At 67.2% G+C, this 15,693-nt stretch carries 15 protein-coding genes and 1 pseudogene; 4 read left to right on the forward strand and 12 right to left on the reverse strand.

Going from position 1 to position 15,693, the window contains the following annotated elements:
* Positions 1–44 precede the first annotated feature (44 nt).
* On the forward strand, positions 45–1,139 hold the full coding sequence (locus QTI45_RS08190) for an MraY family glycosyltransferase (RefSeq protein ID WP_286654008.1): 1,095 nt from the start codon (positions 45–47) through the stop codon (positions 1,137–1,139).
* A 57-nt stretch (positions 1,140–1,196) separates the two neighbouring features.
* A complete protein-coding gene (gene argB, locus QTI45_RS08195) occupies positions 1,197–2,090 on the forward strand; it encodes an acetylglutamate kinase (RefSeq protein WP_286522163.1) in 894 nt (297 codons plus the stop codon).
* Positions 2,091–2,103: 13 nt separating this feature from the next.
* Here the strand turns inward: argB and QTI45_RS08200 are convergent, their stop codons facing one another.
* The 4 genes and pseudogenes from QTI45_RS08200 to galE all read right to left on the reverse strand — a co-directional run bounded on the left by QTI45_RS08200 (position 2,104) and on the right by galE (position 4,486).
* A complete protein-coding gene (locus tag QTI45_RS08200) occupies positions 2,104–2,784 on the reverse strand; it encodes a class I SAM-dependent methyltransferase (RefSeq protein ID WP_286654009.1) in 681 nt (226 codons plus the stop codon).
* Positions 2,785–2,964: 180 nt separating this feature from the next.
* On the reverse strand, positions 2,965–3,189 hold the full coding sequence (locus QTI45_RS08205) for a hypothetical protein (RefSeq protein ID WP_286654010.1): 225 nt from the start codon (positions 3,187–3,189) through the stop codon (positions 2,965–2,967).
* 124 nt (positions 3,190–3,313) lie between these two features.
* A pseudogene (locus QTI45_RS08210) lies at positions 3,314–3,457 on the reverse strand (integrase core domain-containing protein); the annotation flags it as partial.
* Between the two features lie 9 nt (positions 3,458–3,466).
* A complete protein-coding gene (gene galE, locus QTI45_RS08215) occupies positions 3,467–4,486 on the reverse strand; it encodes a UDP-glucose 4-epimerase GalE (protein ID WP_286654011.1) in 1,020 nt (339 codons plus the stop codon).
* 122 nt (positions 4,487–4,608) lie between these two features.
* On the opposite strand from galE, the gene slmA reads away from it, so the two are divergent.
* A complete protein-coding gene (slmA, locus tag QTI45_RS08220) occupies positions 4,609–5,253 on the forward strand; it encodes a nucleoid occlusion factor SlmA (RefSeq protein ID WP_286654012.1) in 645 nt (214 codons plus the stop codon).
* A 159-nt stretch (positions 5,254–5,412) separates the two neighbouring features.
* Positions 5,413–7,668, forward strand: a complete 2,256-nt coding sequence (katG, locus tag QTI45_RS08225; RefSeq protein ID WP_286372858.1) for a catalase/peroxidase HPI — start codon at positions 5,413–5,415, stop codon at positions 7,666–7,668.
* A gap of 86 nt (positions 7,669–7,754) precedes the next feature.
* On the opposite strand, the gene QTI45_RS08230 is transcribed toward katG, so the two are convergent.
* The 8 genes from QTI45_RS08230 to QTI45_RS08265 form a co-directional block, all read right to left on the reverse strand.
* A complete protein-coding gene (locus tag QTI45_RS08230) occupies positions 7,755–8,159 on the reverse strand; it encodes a DUF2501 domain-containing protein (protein ID WP_286372859.1) in 405 nt (134 codons plus the stop codon).
* An 89-nt stretch (positions 8,160–8,248) separates the two neighbouring features.
* Positions 8,249–9,307, reverse strand: coding sequence for a malate/lactate/ureidoglycolate dehydrogenase (locus QTI45_RS08235; protein ID WP_286372860.1), 1,059 nt, complete (start codon positions 9,305–9,307; stop codon positions 8,249–8,251).
* A gap of 5 nt (positions 9,308–9,312) precedes the next feature.
* The gene (locus QTI45_RS08240) at positions 9,313–10,254 is read right to left on the reverse strand and encodes an SMP-30/gluconolactonase/LRE family protein (RefSeq protein ID WP_286372861.1); all 942 of its coding nucleotides are present in this window, start codon (positions 10,252–10,254) and stop codon (positions 9,313–9,315) included.
* 4 nt (positions 10,255–10,258) lie between these two features.
* Positions 10,259–11,785 carry a UxaA family hydrolase gene (locus tag QTI45_RS08245; protein ID WP_286372862.1) on the reverse strand — a complete coding sequence of 509 codons (1,527 nt, stop codon included), beginning with the start codon at positions 11,783–11,785 and terminating at the stop codon, positions 10,259–10,261.
* A gap of 26 nt (positions 11,786–11,811) precedes the next feature.
* Positions 11,812–13,206 carry a TRAP transporter large permease gene (locus QTI45_RS08250; RefSeq protein ID WP_286372863.1) on the reverse strand — a complete coding sequence of 465 codons (1,395 nt, stop codon included), beginning with the start codon at positions 13,204–13,206 and terminating at the stop codon, positions 11,812–11,814.
* A 9-nt stretch (positions 13,207–13,215) separates the two neighbouring features.
* Complete coding sequence (locus tag QTI45_RS08255) at positions 13,216–13,773, reverse strand: TRAP transporter small permease (RefSeq protein ID WP_286372864.1); 558 nt, start codon at positions 13,771–13,773, stop codon at positions 13,216–13,218.
* A gap of 67 nt (positions 13,774–13,840) precedes the next feature.
* Positions 13,841–14,836, reverse strand: coding sequence for a sialic acid TRAP transporter substrate-binding protein SiaP (locus tag QTI45_RS08260; protein WP_286372865.1), 996 nt, complete (start codon positions 14,834–14,836; stop codon positions 13,841–13,843).
* A gap of 49 nt (positions 14,837–14,885) precedes the next feature.
* Positions 14,886–15,593 (reverse strand): FadR/GntR family transcriptional regulator, encoded by a 708-nt coding sequence (locus tag QTI45_RS08265; protein ID WP_286372866.1) that lies wholly within the window; start codon positions 15,591–15,593, stop codon positions 14,886–14,888.
* Positions 15,594–15,693: the final 100 nt, after the last annotated feature.

Below are 15,693 nucleotides of genomic sequence, written 5' to 3' on the forward strand. Positions count from 1 at the left end.
GGTCTAATTTCGTCCGGGAATTCTAGGGTTCCCCAACACCACCCATGATTGCCCTGATCGTCATCAGCTTCCTCTTCTCCGCCTTCGCGGTGCAGCTGTTCATGCGCCGCGCCCGCCGGCATGCACGTCGCTACGGCGCCGACATGCCGCAGCGCTTCCACAAAGGGCACGTGCCGCGGCTCGGCGGGGCCGGCATCTTCCTCGGCACCGGCGTCGCCTGGCTGGTCGCGGGCATCGGCTCGGACCCGTTCAATGTCTCCTGGCCGCTCAAGAGCTCGGCGCTGACGCTGCTGTGCATCGCGCCGGCCGTGCTCGGCGGCATCATCGAGGACGTGACCCAGCAGGTGTCGGTGCGCTACCGGCTCAGCCTGACCATCGGCTCGGCGCTGCTGCTGTGCTGGGTGCTGAACCTGGGCCTCGCGCGGGTCGGCGTCCCGGCCGTCGACGGCTGGCTGCAGGCCATGCCCTATGCCGCGATCGTGTTCGCCGCCCTGGCCATCGGCGGCCTGCCGCATGCCTTCAACATCATCGACGGCTACAACGGCCTGGCGGGCACGGTGGCGGTGCTGGTCTGCCTGGCGATTTCGCACGTGGCGCTGCAGGTCGGCGACCGGCAGCTCGCCGCCATGGTGATCTGCCTGGTCGGCGCCACGCTCGGCTTCCTGATCTGGAACTACCCGCGCGGCAAGATCTTCGCCGGCGACGGCGGCGCCTATGTCTGGGGCATGGTGATCGCCATCGCCGCCGTCACGCTGGTGCAGCGGCACCGCGTGGTCTCGCCCTGGTTCCCGATGCTGCTGCTGATCTACCCGGTCTGGGAGACGCTGTTCTCGATCTACCGCAAGGTGGCGCGCGGCCAGTCGCCGGGCACGGCGGACGCGCTGCACTTCCACCAGCTGATCTTCCGCCGCATCGTGCGCGTGGCCTTCGCCGACGACGAGGCCCGGCAGCTGCTGGCGCGCAACAACCGCACCTCGCCGTACCTGTGGATCTTCGCGGCGCTGACCGTGGTGCCGGCGGTGCTGTTCTGGAACAACACGCTGGTGCTGATCGCCTTCTGCGTCCTGTTCGTGGCCACTTACGTGGCCGCCTACCTGATGATCGTCCGGTTCAAGGTGCCGCGCTGGCTGCGGCCGTAACCTCGGCGTCGCCGAGTTCCGCCACAATCCGGAAATTCGTCTTTTCCATCGCTCGCCATGACTGACCCCGTCCTGAACATCCCTCCGCGCGACAAGGCCGAGATCCTGGCCCAGGCGCTGCCCTACATCCGCAAGTTCCACGGCAAGACCATCGTCATCAAGTACGGCGGCAATGCCATGACCGACCCCGAGCTGCAGGCCGACTTTGCCGAGGACGTGGTGCTGCTCAAGCTGGTCGGCATGAACCCGGTGGTGGTGCATGGCGGGGGCCCGCAGATCGAGGCTGCGCTCAAGAAGCTCGGCAAGACCGGCCACTTCATCCAGGGCATGCGCGTGACCGACTCCGAGACCATGGAAGTGGTCGAATGGGTGCTCGCCGGCGAGGTTCAGCAGGACATCGTGGGCCTGATCAACCAGGCCGGCGGCAAGGCGGTGGGCCTGACGGGGCGCGACGGCGGATTGATCCGGGCCCAGAAGCTCAAGATGGCCGACCGCAACGATCCCAACCTCGAGCACGACGTCGGGCAGGTCGGCGACATCGTCTCGATCGACCCGAGCGTGGTCAAGGCGCTGCAGGACGACGCCTTCATCCCCGTGGTGAGCCCGATCGGCTTCGGCGAGAACAACGAGAGCTACAACATCAACGCCGATGTCGTGGCCGGCAAGCTGGCCACCGTGCTGCAGGCCGAAAAGCTCATGATGCTGACCAACACCCCCGGCGTGCTCGACAAGAACGGCACGCTGCTGACCGACCTGAGCGCCCGCGAAATCGACGAGCTGTTCGCCGACGGCACCATCTCCGGCGGCATGCTGCCGAAGATCGAGGGCGCGCTCGACGCCGCCAAGAGCGGCGTCAACGCGGTCCACATCATCGACGGCCGCGTGCCGCACGCGATGCTGCTGGAAATCCTCACCGACCAAGCCTACGGCACGATGATCCGGGCCCGTTGAGGGCGCTGTCGGGCTATGCGCGGGTGCCGCGCACCCAGTACTGGCCGCCCAAGGGAAGCCAGCCTAAGGCGCGCTCCATCCAAGCCAATGCCGACAGCTTCGGCGGGATGAATAGGCAGTAGGCCGAAGCCGTCACTTCGAACGAAGCGCCGCGAATGAGCGACCTCAACTCGGCCGGCTTGAGCAGCACGGCATCGGCGTCATAGGGACAATTGTTGACAATCCGCCGAGTGACCGGGTTGTAGGGGTTGTGCTCAAAAACATAGAGCTCGCCGCCCGACCTCAAGCGCCTGAACAGGCTCGCGGTCGCCGCGCTGCGCTCGGCTGGCGGAATGTGGTGATAGACGCTCGCCACGAAGATCATGTCGAAAGGCTCAGCATCGTGTGACCCATCCTCTAGGTAAAACGACACCCCCGGATTTTCCTTGCGTGCCATCTCAAGGCTGGCAGACGCGACGTCGCTGCCCTCGATCACGGCGGTTGGAAACGCCGCCTTCAGGAATGGGATATTGCGGCCGATGCCGCAGCCATATTCGAGGATTCGCAAAGGCCGCTCGGAGCGGGCGGCCTTCTTCACCAGTTCCACCTTGTAACGCGCAAAGTACGCCTCGTCTGGGGAAAAGAACCCGACGCTCTCCCTAAGCAGTGCGTTGTAGGTGTCCTTGTGGTCATCGAAGTCAACCTTGTCGTTCACTAATTTTTCCTTTCGCTTGCGAGAGCGGCTGAATGTCTCGCGCGAATGATTTTGGCATCAAGACGGCAACCGTTCGTGAAGCAATACATATTGTTGACGAATTGGTAGGGCGTCACGCGTGAAGATCTGGAACGCCCTCTGCTTCGGCTGGTCGTCTCTTCTCACTGCTCGGCCATTGAGTTAGGCCCGGCCTCCGCGCCCTCGGTTCAGGCGGAAGAAGCTTATGGCACCGTCGGCGCGTGGCAACGCAGGGGGATGTCCAGTCAAGCGCGTGAGTTCCAGCACCACCGCGCCGCCATTGTCGGCATAGCTCCTGCGATACACGTAGATCCCAAATAAGTCCATGGCCTTGATGGTGACCAACTGCTCGGCCATCGGCTTCGTGCTTAGTTTTCGATAGAACATGGCGGTTCCACACTGCATTCGCGGCGAGCGCGAAGAAGGCGATGAAGATGCTAAAGCGATCCCACCCCCGGATCCGGATCATCGGAGACACGAGCAACGCGAACAAGACGTTGAGTCCGCCGACGGTGTTGAGTTGCATTAGGTTATTCCCGCCAAGTCGAGAGGCAGGAGGCTTGTAGCCCAGGGCGGAGTGGGGCTTCCGGGCGTTGTAGTAGCTCAGGAGGGCGGCCAACCAGGCGGTATGTTCGCGGCTGTTGGCCCAGACGCGGCGAGACTCCTAGCTTTCGTAGCCCCGCGGGTTGGCCTGCTGCCAGCGCCAGCTGTCGGCGCACATCTGGTCGATGCCGCGCTGCGCGCGCCAGCCCAGGGTGGCCTGCGCCAGCGCCGGGTCGGCCCAGTTCGAGGGCACGTCGCCGGTTCGCCGCGGCCCGATCTCGTAGGCGATCGAACGGCCGCTCGCGCGCTCGAAGGCCTTGACGACTTCCAGCACCGAGGTGCCCCGGCCGGTCCCCAGATTCAGCGTCGCCAGCCCGGCCTGCCGCTCGGCGTGCCGCAGTGCCGCCACGTGGCCCTCGGCCAGGTCCATCACGTGGACGTAGTCGCGCACGCCGGTGCCGTCGGGGGTCGGGTAGTCGCCGCCGTGCACTGCCAGCTTGTCGCGCAGGCCCACGGCCACCTGGCTGACGTAGGGCATCAGGTTGTTGGGCTTGCCGTGCGGGTGTTCCCCGATCAGGCCCGATTCGTGCGCGCCGACGGGGTTGAAGTAGCGCAGCAGCGTGATCCGCCAGCGGGGGTCGGAGCGCTGCAGGTCGGCCAGGGCCTGCTCGACCATCTGCTTCGAGTGGCCATAGGGATTCGTCGGCTGCAGCGCCTCGCCTTCCCCGATCGGCAGCCGGTCGGTGGCGCCGTAGACCGTGGCCGACGACGAGAAGATCAGGGTGTGCACGCTCGCCGCCTCCATCGCCGCCGCCAGCACCAGGCTGCCATGGACGTTGTTGTCGTAGTAGGCGAGCGGGTCGGACACTGACTCGCCGACCGATTTGAGGCCGGCGAAATGGATCACGCCAGCGATCGGCTGTTCGGCGAACAGACGATCGAGCAGGGCGCGGTCGCGGACGTCGCCTTCGACGAAGCGCGGCGCGCTGCCGATGATGCGCGCCAGGCGCTCGAAGACCCGGACATCGCTGTTGCAGAAGTTGTCGAGCACCAGCGGTGCATAGCCGGCAGCGGCCAGCGCGACGCAGGTGTGGCTGCCGATGAATCCGGCGCCGCCGGTCACGAGAATGGTTGGGCTCATGGTCTGTCTTGTGTCTGAAGCGTGAATGATTTGTCGATTCTGCGCGACAGGCAGGGCTTGCCCGGTTGGCGCGCGCTAACGTCCCTATGCGAGAATCATTTTTTTACAATTTGCACGCGCCCATGCAGAACGACGAGCCGAGCGCCACTGGCGCCACAAGCAGTTCAGAACCGGTGGCCGCACCGACGCGCAAACGCCCCAAGCCGGGCGAACGGCGCGTGCAGATCCTCCAGGCGCTGGCCGCCATGCTGGAGCAGCCGGGGGCCGAGCGCGTCACCACGGCGGCGCTGGCCGCCAGGCTCGAGGTCAGCGAGGCCGCGCTGTATCGCCATTTCGCCAGCAAGGCGCAGATGTTCGAAGGCCTGATCGACTTCATCGAGCAGAGCGTGTTCACGCTGGTCAACCAGATCGTGGAGCGCGAGGCCCCGGGCCACGAGCAGGCGGCGCGCATCGTCGCGATGCTGGTCCAGTTCGCCGAGAAGAACCCGGGCATGACCCGCGTCATGGTGGGCGACGCGCTGGTGTTCGAGAACGAGCGCCTGCAAAGCCGCATGAACCAGTTCTTCGACAAGATCGAGGCGACCCTGCGCCAGGCGCTGCGCGACGCGGCTGCGGGCGACGGCTCGGCCACGCCAAGCGTCGACGCGCAGGTGCGGGCTTCGGCGCTGACGGCTTTCGTGGTCGGCCGGCTGCAGCGCTTCGCGCGCTCGGGCTTCCGTCGCGCGCCCTCGGAGCATCTGGACGCGGCCGTGGCGCTGATGCTCTGAGCCTTCGGGTTCGACCGCGACAGACCCGGCTTGCCGGCCGCCCGCGCGCGGCCCGGCGCCCGCTATCGCCGGCATAAATCGTTCCTATTCCCTTGTGGCCCGCTTCTGCCACAGAATCCATCTCCCCCCTGTGATTGCACACAACGTAGGAGAACCCAGATGGAAAATCAGAAGACCGAAGCAGCCAAGTGCCCGTTCAGCAAGGCTGCAGGCGATGGCACCTCGAATCGCGACTGGTGGCCCAAGCAGCTGCGCCTGGATCTGCTCCATCAGCATTCGTCCAAATCGGATCCCATGGGGGCCGACTTCGACTATGCCGCCGCCTTCAAGAGCCTCGACTATCCGGCGCTGAAGAAGGATCTCGCCGCCCTGATGACGGATTCGCAGGACTGGTGGCCGGCGGACTTCGGGCACTACGGCGGGCTGTTCGTGCGCATGGCCTGGCACAGCGCCGGCACCTACCGCATCGGCGACGGACGGGGAGGCGGTGGCCGCGGCCAGCAGCGCTTCGCGCCGCTCAACAGCTGGCCGGACAACGTCAGCCTCGACAAGGCGCGGCGCCTGCTCTGGCCGATCAAGCAGAAGTACGGCAACAAGATCTCGTGGGCCGACCTGATGCTTCTCGCGGGCAACGTCGCACTGGAAACCATGGGCTTCAAGACCTTCGGCTTCGGCGGCGGCCGGCCCGACGTGTGGGAGCCCGACCAGGATGTGTACTGGGGCCGCGAGACGACCTGGCTCGGCGGCGACCTGCGCTATGCCCACGGCTCGCCGGGCGTCGAGAAGGAGGGCGGGGTGCTCGTGTCCGACGACGACGCGGACGGCGACAAGCACAGCCGGAAGCTGGAGAACCCGCTGGGCGCCGTGCAGATGGGGCTGATCTATGTCAACCCCGAAGGTCCGGACGGCAACCCAGATCCGATCGCCGCGGCCTACGACATCCGCGACACCTTCGGCCGCATGGCGATGGACGACGAAGAAACCGTGGCGCTGATCGCCGGCGGCCACACCTTCGGCAAGACCCATGGCGCCGCCCCGGCGACCCACGTCTCGCACGAGCCCGAGGCGGCCGATCTCGAAGCCCAGGGCCTCGGCTGGAGCAACAGCTACGGCACCGGCAAGGGCGCCGACGCGATCACCAGCGGCCTCGAGGTGACCTGGACCACCACGCCGACGAAGTGGAGCAACAACTTCTTCTGGAACCTGTTCGGCTATGAGTGGGAGCTGAGCAAGAGCCCGGCCGGCGCGCAGCAATGGGTGGCCAAGGGCGCCGGCGCGACGATCCCGCATGCCTTCGATTCGTCGAAGAAGCTGGTGCCGACGATGCTGACCACCGACCTGTCGCTGCGCTTCGACCCGGCCTACGAGAAGATCTCGCGCCGCTTCATGGAGAACCCCGACCAGTTCGCCGACGCCTTCGCCCGCGCCTGGTTCAAGCTCACCCACCGCGACATGGGGCCGCGCGCCCGCTACCTCGGGCCGGAGGTGCCGGCCGAGGAGCTGATCTGGCAGGACCCGATTCCCGCGGTCGACCATCCCCTGGTCAACGAGCAGGACGTCGAGGCCCTCAAGAAGAAGGTACTGGCGTCGGGCCTCACGACTTCGCAACTGGTCTCGACGGCCTGGGCGTCCGCATCCACGTTCCGCGGCTCCGACAAGCGCGGCGGCGCCAACGGCGCGCGCATCCGCCTCGCGCCGCAGAAGGATTGGGCTGCCAATCAGCCGGAGCAGCTGGCGAAGGTGCTGCAGGCGCTCGAAGGCATCCGCAGCGAGTTCAACGGCGTGCAGACCGGTGGCAAGAAAGTGTCGCTCGCCGACCTGATCGTGCTGGCCGGTGGGGCGGCCATCGAGAAGGCGGCCAGCGATGGCGGCCGCGAGCTCAAGGTGCCGTTCACGCCGGGGCGTGCGGACGCCTCGCAGGAGCAGACCGACGTGCCTTCCTTCGAGCCGCTGGAGCCCTATGCGGATGGCTTCCGCAACTTCGCGAAGGCGCGCTTCAGCGTGCCCGCGGAGGCCCTGCTGGTCGACAAGGCGCAGCTCCTGACGCTGACGGCGCCCGAGATGACGGCGCTGGTCGGCGGGCTGCGCGTGCTCGATGCCAACTTCGGCCAGACGCGTCACGGCGTCTTCACGCAGAAGCCGGGCACGCTGAGCAACGACTTCTTCGTCAATCTGCTCGACATGGCGACGGAGTGGAAGCCTGTCTCGAGCGCCAAGGACGAGTTCGAGGGACGCGACCGCAAGAGCGGCGACCTCAAGTGGACCGCGACGCGCGTCGACCTGGTCTTCGGATCGAACGCGCAGCTGCGCGCCCTGGCCGAGGTCTATGCCAGCTCGGACGCCAAGGGGAAGTTCGTCGACGACTTCGTGGCGGCGTGGACCAAGGTGATGAACCTCGACCGCTTCGACGTCTAGGCCGAGGCCGGCGCCGGGCCGCCCCAAGGCGGCCTGCGGCCCCCTCGGGGGGCAGCGACCCACGCGCAGTGGGGGAGCGTGGGGGCCTACAACATTCCTTTGGCTTGCTTGAGCACGAAGTCACATGCCTTGCGTGTGACTTCCTGCTTCAGGCCGCCGCCGGTGAGGTCCATCTTCTTGCCGTCGGTGCCGGTCAGGATGCCCTGCGCGCCATCCACATAGCCGGGATCGGAGGCCGGCTTGCCGCCCGGGATCTTGCCCATCAGCTGGTCCTTCACGGCGGTGGTGGCGCCGTCGGCGCTCAGGTAGTTGTTCTTGAGGCAGTACTCGATCACGCCGGCGGCGTTGCCGAGGCTGCCCGAGGCCATGCCGCCACCGCCGCCGGCCAGGCCCTTGAGCATGTCGAGCGACTGGGCCTGGGCGAAGCCGGCGCTGCCGAGCAGCAGGGCGATGGCGCTGACGCGCATGAAGCGTTGTCGTGTGGTGTTCATGTCGGCTCCTTGTACTTCGAGAACAGTTGGGGAAACCATAGCTCAAGCCCAAGGCCCGGCGAAGACGACATTGAAACAGTTGGTGGGCCCTAGCCCACCGTGACGCCGACCTTGCGTCCCGCCTCCACGATCTCGCCCCAGGTCGCGTCGTCGAGCCAGATGCCCTCGGTGGCGCGCGCGGCGCGTGCCTTGCGCTCGGGCTCGCCCGCGATCTGCACCGCCTCGAAGCCCGCGCCCGGCGGACTCTGGCGGAGCCAGTCGACGAAGGCCTTCGCCTCCTGCTCGAAGCTCGCCTGGGTGCCCAGCTTCGCCGGGTCGATCAGCACCGCCAGCATGCCGTTGAGCACGGTGCGCGCGGTGTCGGCCGGCCGGTGCCAGGTGCCGCCGCCGGTCAGCGCGCCGCCGAGCAGTTCGCAGGCCACGGCCATGCCGTAGCCCTTGTGCTCGCCGAAGGTCATCAGGGCGCCAAAAAGGCCGTTGCTCTGGGGCACCACCACCACGCCCGGGTCGTCGGTCGGCGCGCCGTGCTCGTCGATCAGGTGTCCGGGCGGCACGCGTTCGCCCTTGTTGTGCGCCACGCGCATCTTGCCCTGCGCCACCCGGCTGGTTGCGAAGTCGAGGATGAAAGGCTCGGCGCCGGCGAGCGGCACGCCGATGCAGCAGGGGTTGGTGCCGAAGCGTCCGTCGCCGCCGCCCCAGGGCGCGACCACCGGCCGCGACAGCACGTTGACGAAGTGCATCGCCACCAGCCCCTCGGCCACCGCCATCTCGGCGAAATGGCCGATGCGGCCGAGATGGTGCGCGCTGGCGAGGGAAAGGATGCAGCTGCCGTGCTGCTTCGCCCGGGCGATGGCGAGCTCCATCGCCTGCACGCCGACGATCTGCCCGTAGCCGTGCTGGCCGTCGAGCGCCAGCATGGCGCCGGTGTCCAGCTTGATCTGCACCACGGCGTTGGGCACCAGCCCGCCTTCGGCCACGGCATCCACATAGCGCGGCAGCATGCCGACGCCGTGCGAATCGTGGCCGCTCAGATTGGCAAGCACCAGGTTGGCGGCCACCTGTTCGGCTTCGGCCGGCGTGCTGCCGGCCGCTTCGAGAATGCGCGCGACCTGCGTCTGCAGGAAGCCGGCTTGAAGGGTTTGCGACATGTGATTCAGACTCCCCTGGCGTTGACGGTGATGGCGTAGAGCGAACTCGTGGCGCAGATGAAGAGGCGATTGCGCTTGGGGCCGCCGAAGCAGACGTTGGCCACGCGCTCGGGTAGCAGGATCTTGCCGATCAGGCTGCCGTCGGGATCGTAGACATGCACGCCATCGGCGGCGCTGGTCCAGATGCGGCCCTGGGTGTCTAGCCGGAAGCCGTCGAACATGCCGTGCGTGCATTCCGCGAACAGGCTGCCGTCCCCCAGCCGGCGACCATCGCCCGCAACCGCGAAGCGGCGGATGTGGCGCGGTCCGCCGTCCGCATGGCTGGCGCCGGTGTCGGCGATGTAGAGCATCGATTCGTCGGGCGAGAAGGCCAGCCCGTTGGGCTTGACGAAATCGTCGGCGACCAGGTCCACCGCGCCGCTCGCGGGGTCGATGCGGTAGACGTTGCAGGCGCCGATCTCGCTGTCGGCGCGGAGGCCCTCGTAGTCGCTCAGGATGCCGTAGCTCGGATCGGTGAACCAGACGCCGCCGTCGGAGTGGACCACGACATCGTTCGGCGAGTTCAGGCGCAGGCCCTGCCAGTGCGAGGCCAGCACCGTGAGGCTGCCGTCGTGCTCGGTGCGGGTCACGCGCCGCGTCAGGTGCTCGCAGCTCACGAGACGCCCCTGGCGGTCGACCGTGTTGCCGTTCGAATTGTCGGCCGGCTCGCGGAACACGGCGACGCCGCCGTTGCGTTCGTCGAGCCGCATCATGCGGTTGTTCGGGATGTCGGACCAGATCAGCGTGCGATGGGCGCCGAACCATGCCGGCCCTTCGCACCAGCGGGCGCCGGTCCAGAGCCGCTCGACCTTCTCGGGCCCGGGCACCAGCCGGTTGAAGCGCGGATCGAGTTTCTCGATGCCGGTGCCTTCGAGCGTGCCGTAGGGCGCTTGAACGGAGGAGGCCATCGCGCTACATCACCGCGCCGACTTGCCAGGGCACGAACTCGTTCTGCCCGTAGCCGTGGCGCTCGCTCTTCGACGGCTCGCCCGAAGCGGTCGCCAGCACCATCTCGAAGATGCGCTGGCCCATCTCCTGGATCGACACCGTGCCTTCGACGATCTCGCCGCAGTTGATGTCCATGTCTTCTTCCTGCCGCTGCCACAGCGCCGAGTTGGTGGCCAGCTTGAGCGACGGCGAGGGCGCGCAGCCGTAGGCCGAGCCGCGGCCGGTGGTGAAGCAGATGATGTTGGCGCCGCCCGCCACCTGGCCGGTGGCGCTGACCGGGTCGTAGCCCGGCGTGTCCATGTAGACGAAACCGTGCGCGGTCACGGGCTCGGCGTACTCGTAGACCGCCTCGAGGTTGCTGGTGCCGCCCTTGGCCACCGCGCCCAGCGACTTCTCGAGGATGGTCGTGAGTCCGCCGGCCTTGTTGCCGGGCGAGGGGTTGTTGTTCATCTCGCCCTCGTTGATGGCGGTGTAGTGCTCCCACCAGCGGATGCGCTCGACCAGCTTCTCGCCGACCTCGCGCCGCACCGCGCGGCGCGTCAGCAGGTGCTCGGCGCCGTAGACCTCGGGCGTCTCCGACAGGATCGCGGTGCCGCCGTGCGCCACCAGCAGGTCGACCGCGGCGCCCAGCGCCGGGTTGGCGCTGATGCCCGAGTAGCCGTCGGAGCCGCCGCACTGCAGCCCGATCGTGATGTGGGCGGCACTCACCGGCTCGCGCTTCACGGCGTTGGCCCTCGGCAGCATCTCGTTGATCAGCGCCACGCCTTTCTCGACCGTCTTGCGGGTGCCGCCGGTGTCCTGGATGTTGAAGACGCGGAAGTTCTGGCCTTCGCTCAGGTGGCCGGTGGCGAGCCAGGCATTGATCTGGTTCGCCTCGCAGCCCAGTCCGACCACCAGCACGGCGGCGAAGTTGGGGTGCGTGGCGTAGCCCGTGAGAGTGCGTTCGAGCAGCTGCATGCCCATGCCGCCGGTGTCCATGCCGCAGCCGGTGCCGTGCGTGAGCGCGACCACGCCGTCGACGTTCGGGAAGTCGGCCAGCGCCGCCGGGTGGGTCTGGCGCGAGAAGTGGTCAGCGATCGCGCGTGCCGCGGTGGCCGAGCAGTTGACGCTGGTCAGCACGCCGATGTAGTTGCGCGTCGCGACGCGGCCGTCGGCCCGCCGGATGCCCATGAAGGTGGCCTCGCGTTTCGGCGGCGGCGCCTTCACGTCGGCGCCGAAGGCGTAGTCGCGCTCGAAGTGGCCCTTGTCGGGCCCCATGTCAAGGTTGTGCGTATGCACGTGCTCGCCGGGCGCGATCGGCCGGCTCGCGAAGCCGATGATCTGGTTGTAGCGGCGCACCGGCGCGCCCTCGGCGATGGCGCGCACCGCGACCTTGTGGCCGGGCGGGATCAGGCCGCGCGCCGTCACGTCCTCGACCGGCGTGCCGCCGACCAGTTGCCCGCGCGCGATGACGACGTCGTCGGCGGGATGGAGACGGATAAAGGGGTTCATCGGGGCTCCCGTTCTCGTGGGTGGATTCATTGCATGATCTTCGGCAGCCACAGCACGGTGGCCGGCCAGTAGGTGATCAGTGCCAGGCTCAGCAGCAGCGGTATCAGCCACGGCAGGATCGCCATCGTGGTGCGCTCGATGCTCAGGTTGGCGATGCGGGCGAGCACGAACAGCACCATGCCCATCGGCGGGTGCAGCACGCCGATCATCAGGTTGAGCACCATCACCACGCCGAAATGGACCGGGTCGATGCCGAGCTGGTTCGAGATCGGCAGCAGGATCGGCACCAGGATCGTGATCGCCGCGGTGGTTTCGAGGAAGCAGCCGACGAACAGCATCAGCAGGTTCGCCAGCAGCAGGAACACCCAGGCTTCCTTGGTGAAGTTGAGCACCCAGGCCGCGATGTCCGCCGTGACGCCCGTGGCCGTGAGCATCCAGCCGAAGATCGATGCGGCCGCGACGATGAACAGCACGGTCGAGGTCGACTCCACCGTCTCCAGGCAGACCTTGACGAACATCTTCCACTTGAGCGTGCGGTACCAGAAGAAGCCCAGCACCATCGCCCAGACGCAGGCCGCGATGGCGCCTTCGGTGGCCGTGAAGAGGCCCGTCGCCATGCCGCCGATCAGCAGCACCGGCGTCATGATCGGCAGCACCGCGTCGAACTTGAAGATCTTGTCGGCGACGAACAGGATGACCAGCGCGACGAGCACCGCCGGCTGCGCGGGCGCACCGAAGTCGTCGACCGCGATCCACAGCAGCGTCGGCCAGAGGCAGACGATCAGCAGTTCGACCAGCGCCTTGATGAGTCGCGGCCACTGGAACTTGACGTCCGCTCCCCAGCCGTTCTTGTGCGCGTAGTAGGTGACCGTGAGCATCATCAGGAGGGTCATGATCGCGCCCGGCAGGATGCCGGCGATGAACAGCGCGCCGACCGACACGTTGGCCATCATCCCGTAGATCACGAAGGGCAGGCTCGGCGGAATGATCGGGCCGAGCGTGGCCGAAGCGGCCGTCACGCCGACCGCGAACTCGGTCGAGTAGCCATGCTCCTTCATCGCCTTGATCTCGATGGTGCCCAGGCCCGCGGCGTCGGCGATGGCCGTGCCGCTCATGCCCGAGAAGATCACGGAACCCAGCACGTTGACGTGGCCGAGTCCGCCCTTGAGCCACCCTACCAGCGCCAGCGCGAAGTTGTAGATGCGGTTGGTGATGCCCGCGTTGTTCATCAGGTTGCCGGCCAGGATGAAGAAGGGCACGGCCAGCAGCGGGAAGCTGTCGACGCCGCTCACCATGCGATGGATGACGACGAAGCCGGGCAGGTTGCCGGTCCAAAGGATGTAGACCAGCGAGGCGCCGGCCATGGCCACGGCGACCGGGATGCCGGCGCTCATGAAAAGGAGGAAAGCGATCTTCAGCATGCGGCGTCCTCAGCGGTCGTGGATGGTGGTTTCGGGACGCTCGAGCACGGTGTAGCCGCGCCGCCAGTGCACCACGCTGGCCTGGATCGAGCGCACCAGCATGGCGAGGAAGCCGAACAGGCAGACGCCGTAGACGATGTTCATCGGCAGGTCGACGATGGTCATGCTCGCGTTGTTGCCGATCTTGGCCATCATCTGCGCGGTCATGATCACGGCCGCAACGAAGAACAGCGTGCGCACCAGGTCGACCAGGATGCCCATCACGCGGCACATCGCCGGCGGCATGTGGCGGTAGAAGAAATCGACCTGGATGTGGTTGTTCTTGGCGACGCCGATCGCCGCGCCGACGAACACCACGCCCACCAGCAGGTAGCGCGCGATCTCCTCGGTCCAGGCGGCCGAGTCGTTCATCACGTAGCGCGTGACGAATTGGTAGAGCACCGTGAGGCCGAGCAGCCAGAAGATGCCCAGCGCGAGCCAGCCTTCGAAGATGGTGTCCGACAGGTCGATCGCCTCGTCGGTCACATGGAACTCGCCGTCGTCGCCGAGCAGTTTCTGGTCGCTCATCGTGGGTCCTTGTCGTTGGGGCGAAGGGCCCGGCGGCCGCGCGGTCGCCGGGCGCGGCAGGCGCGGCCTACTTGATCGCGAGGATGCGGTCGTAGTCCTGCTGGCGATAGCCCTGGTCGGTCGGCTTGGTGGCCTTCAGCACGGCTTCGCGGAAGGCGTTCTTGTCGACCGTGATGACGTTGTTGCCCTTCTTCTTGAACTCGTCGGCCAGGCGGATCTCGGAGGCGATGATCTCGCGGCCGGTCTTCTCGGCGGCTTCCTGCATCACCTCGCTGAAGATCTTCTTTTCATCGGCGCTGAGCTTGCCCCAGAGCTGGCCCGAGGTCACGGTGAGCAGCGAATCGACGATGTGGCCGGTCAGCGAGATGTTCTTCTGCACTTCGTAGAACTTCTTGGCCTCGATGGTCGGCAGCGGGTTCTCCTGGGCGTCGACCGTGCCGCTCTGCAGCGCGAGGTAGACCTCGGCGAAGGCGATCGGCGTGGCATTGGCGCCCAGCGATTTCGGGAATGCGAGGTAGGCCGGCGCATCGGGCACGCGGATCTTCAGGCCCTTCATGTCCTCGGGCTTGCTGACCGGCTTGGCGGCACTCGAGGTCACGTGGCGCGCGCCGTAGTAGTTGAGGGCCGTGATGTGGTTGCCGCTCTTCTCGTCGTAGCCCTTGGCGAGCTCCTTGAAGACATCGCTCTGCGCGTACTTCAGCAGATGCTCCGAGTCGCGGAAGATGAACGGGAAGTAGGTCACGGCCAGCGGCTTGTAGGTGTTGCCCGCGAAGCTCGCGCCGGTCAGGATGATGTCGACCGTGCCCAGCGTCAGGCCCTGGTTGATGTCCGATTCCTTGCCCAGGCTCGAAGCCGGGAAGACCTGGATGTCGTACTTGCCGTTGGTGCGCTTCTTGATCTCCTCGGCGGCCCACACCGAGTACTTGTGGAAGGGCTCGGAGGTCTCGTAGACATGTGCCCACTTGAGCTTGGTCTGGGCCTGCGCGAGGCCGAAGGCGCCGAGAGCGCCGGCCGCGATGGCGCAGGCGGCGAGGGTTCTGAGGGCGAAACGTTTGCTGGTCATCGGCTTGTCTCCGTTGTGGTTGGAAAAGAAAGGCTGACTCGGGCGGGGATCAGGTGGCTTTGGCGCGGCGCCAGCTGGCGCTGAATCTCTGGTGCGACTTGTCCATGTGCTCGTGCATCGCGCTGCGGGCCGCCTCGGCGTCGCGCGCGGCAATCGCGTCGCGGATGGCCTCGTGCTCGGCGATCGCGCTGCGCCAGGACTTCACGGTCTCGAAGTAGCCGCCCAGGCGGGTGAAGATCGGGCCGTTGCGCGAATCCCAGAAGCCCTGCACGGTCTCGGACAGCACCACGTTGCCGCAGGCCTCGACGATCGCCAGGTGGAAGGCCCGGTCGCCCTCGAGCGGCATCACGTTGCGGTCGGCCATCTCGCGCATGCTCTCGATCGCGCGCGACATCGTGTCGAGGTCGCGGCGCTTGGCCGACGCCGCGGCCAGCGCCGCGGTCTCGCCCTCGACCACGCGGCGCGCGCGGATCAGTTCGAGCGGCCCCCATTCGGCTGCCGCCACCGGCGCCGCCGCGCGGTGCGAGCGGTCGAGCACGTAGACGCCCGAGCCGGTGCGCACCTCGACCCAGCCTTCGACTTCGAGCGCGATCAGCGCCTCGCGCACCGAAGGGCGGCTGACACCCAGCTGCCTGGCGAGGTCGCGCTCGGCCGGCAGCCGGGCGCCGACCGCGAACTCGCCCTCGGCGATCAGCGCGCGCAGCTGGTCGGCGATCTGGCGATACAGGCGCTGGGGCTCGACGGTTTGAAGCGGCACGTGGGGCTGGGGGGGCGTTAAGGGTTGTCCTGAATTGGACAAGTGGTAAGGCCAATTCAGAATACGATCCGCATCGGAGACCAGCCATCGGGCGAAACCC

Origin of the sequence: Variovorax saccharolyticus, assembly GCF_030316765.1 — a bacterium.
GTDB lineage: Bacteria > Pseudomonadota > Gammaproteobacteria > Burkholderiales > Burkholderiaceae_C > Variovorax > Variovorax saccharolyticus.

Coding starts and splice junctions, on each gene's coding strand:
- QTI45_RS08260 (WP_286372865.1), bottom strand. CDS start 14,836: ATGACCAGCAAACGTTTCGCCCTCAGAACCCTCGCCGCCTGCGCCATC.
- QTI45_RS08250 (WP_286372863.1), bottom strand. CDS start 13,206: ATGCTGAAGATCGCTTTCCTCCTTTTCATGAGCGCCGGCATCCCGGTC.
- slmA (WP_286654012.1), top strand. CDS start 4,609: ATGCAGAACGACGAGCCGAGCGCCACTGGCGCCACAAGCAGTTCAGAA.
- argB (WP_286522163.1), top strand. CDS start 1,197: ATGACTGACCCCGTCCTGAACATCCCTCCGCGCGACAAGGCCGAGATC.
- galE (WP_286654011.1), bottom strand. CDS start 4,486: ATGAGCCCAACCATTCTCGTGACCGGCGGCGCCGGATTCATCGGCAGC.
- QTI45_RS08255 (WP_286372864.1), bottom strand. CDS start 13,773: ATGAGCGACCAGAAACTGCTCGGCGACGACGGCGAGTTCCATGTGACC.
- QTI45_RS08190 (WP_286654008.1), top strand. CDS start 45: ATGATTGCCCTGATCGTCATCAGCTTCCTCTTCTCCGCCTTCGCGGTG.
- QTI45_RS08245 (WP_286372862.1), bottom strand. CDS start 11,785: ATGAACCCCTTTATCCGTCTCCATCCCGCCGACGACGTCGTCATCGCG.
- QTI45_RS08205 (WP_286654010.1), bottom strand. CDS start 3,189: ATGTTCTATCGAAAACTAAGCACGAAGCCGATGGCCGAGCAGTTGGTC.
- katG (WP_286372858.1), top strand. CDS start 5,413: ATGGAAAATCAGAAGACCGAAGCAGCCAAGTGCCCGTTCAGCAAGGCT.
- QTI45_RS08240 (WP_286372861.1), bottom strand. CDS start 10,254: ATGGCCTCCTCCGTTCAAGCGCCCTACGGCACGCTCGAAGGCACCGGC.
- QTI45_RS08230 (WP_286372859.1), bottom strand. CDS start 8,159: ATGAACACCACACGACAACGCTTCATGCGCGTCAGCGCCATCGCCCTG.
- QTI45_RS08235 (WP_286372860.1), bottom strand. CDS start 9,307: ATGTCGCAAACCCTTCAAGCCGGCTTCCTGCAGACGCAGGTCGCGCGC.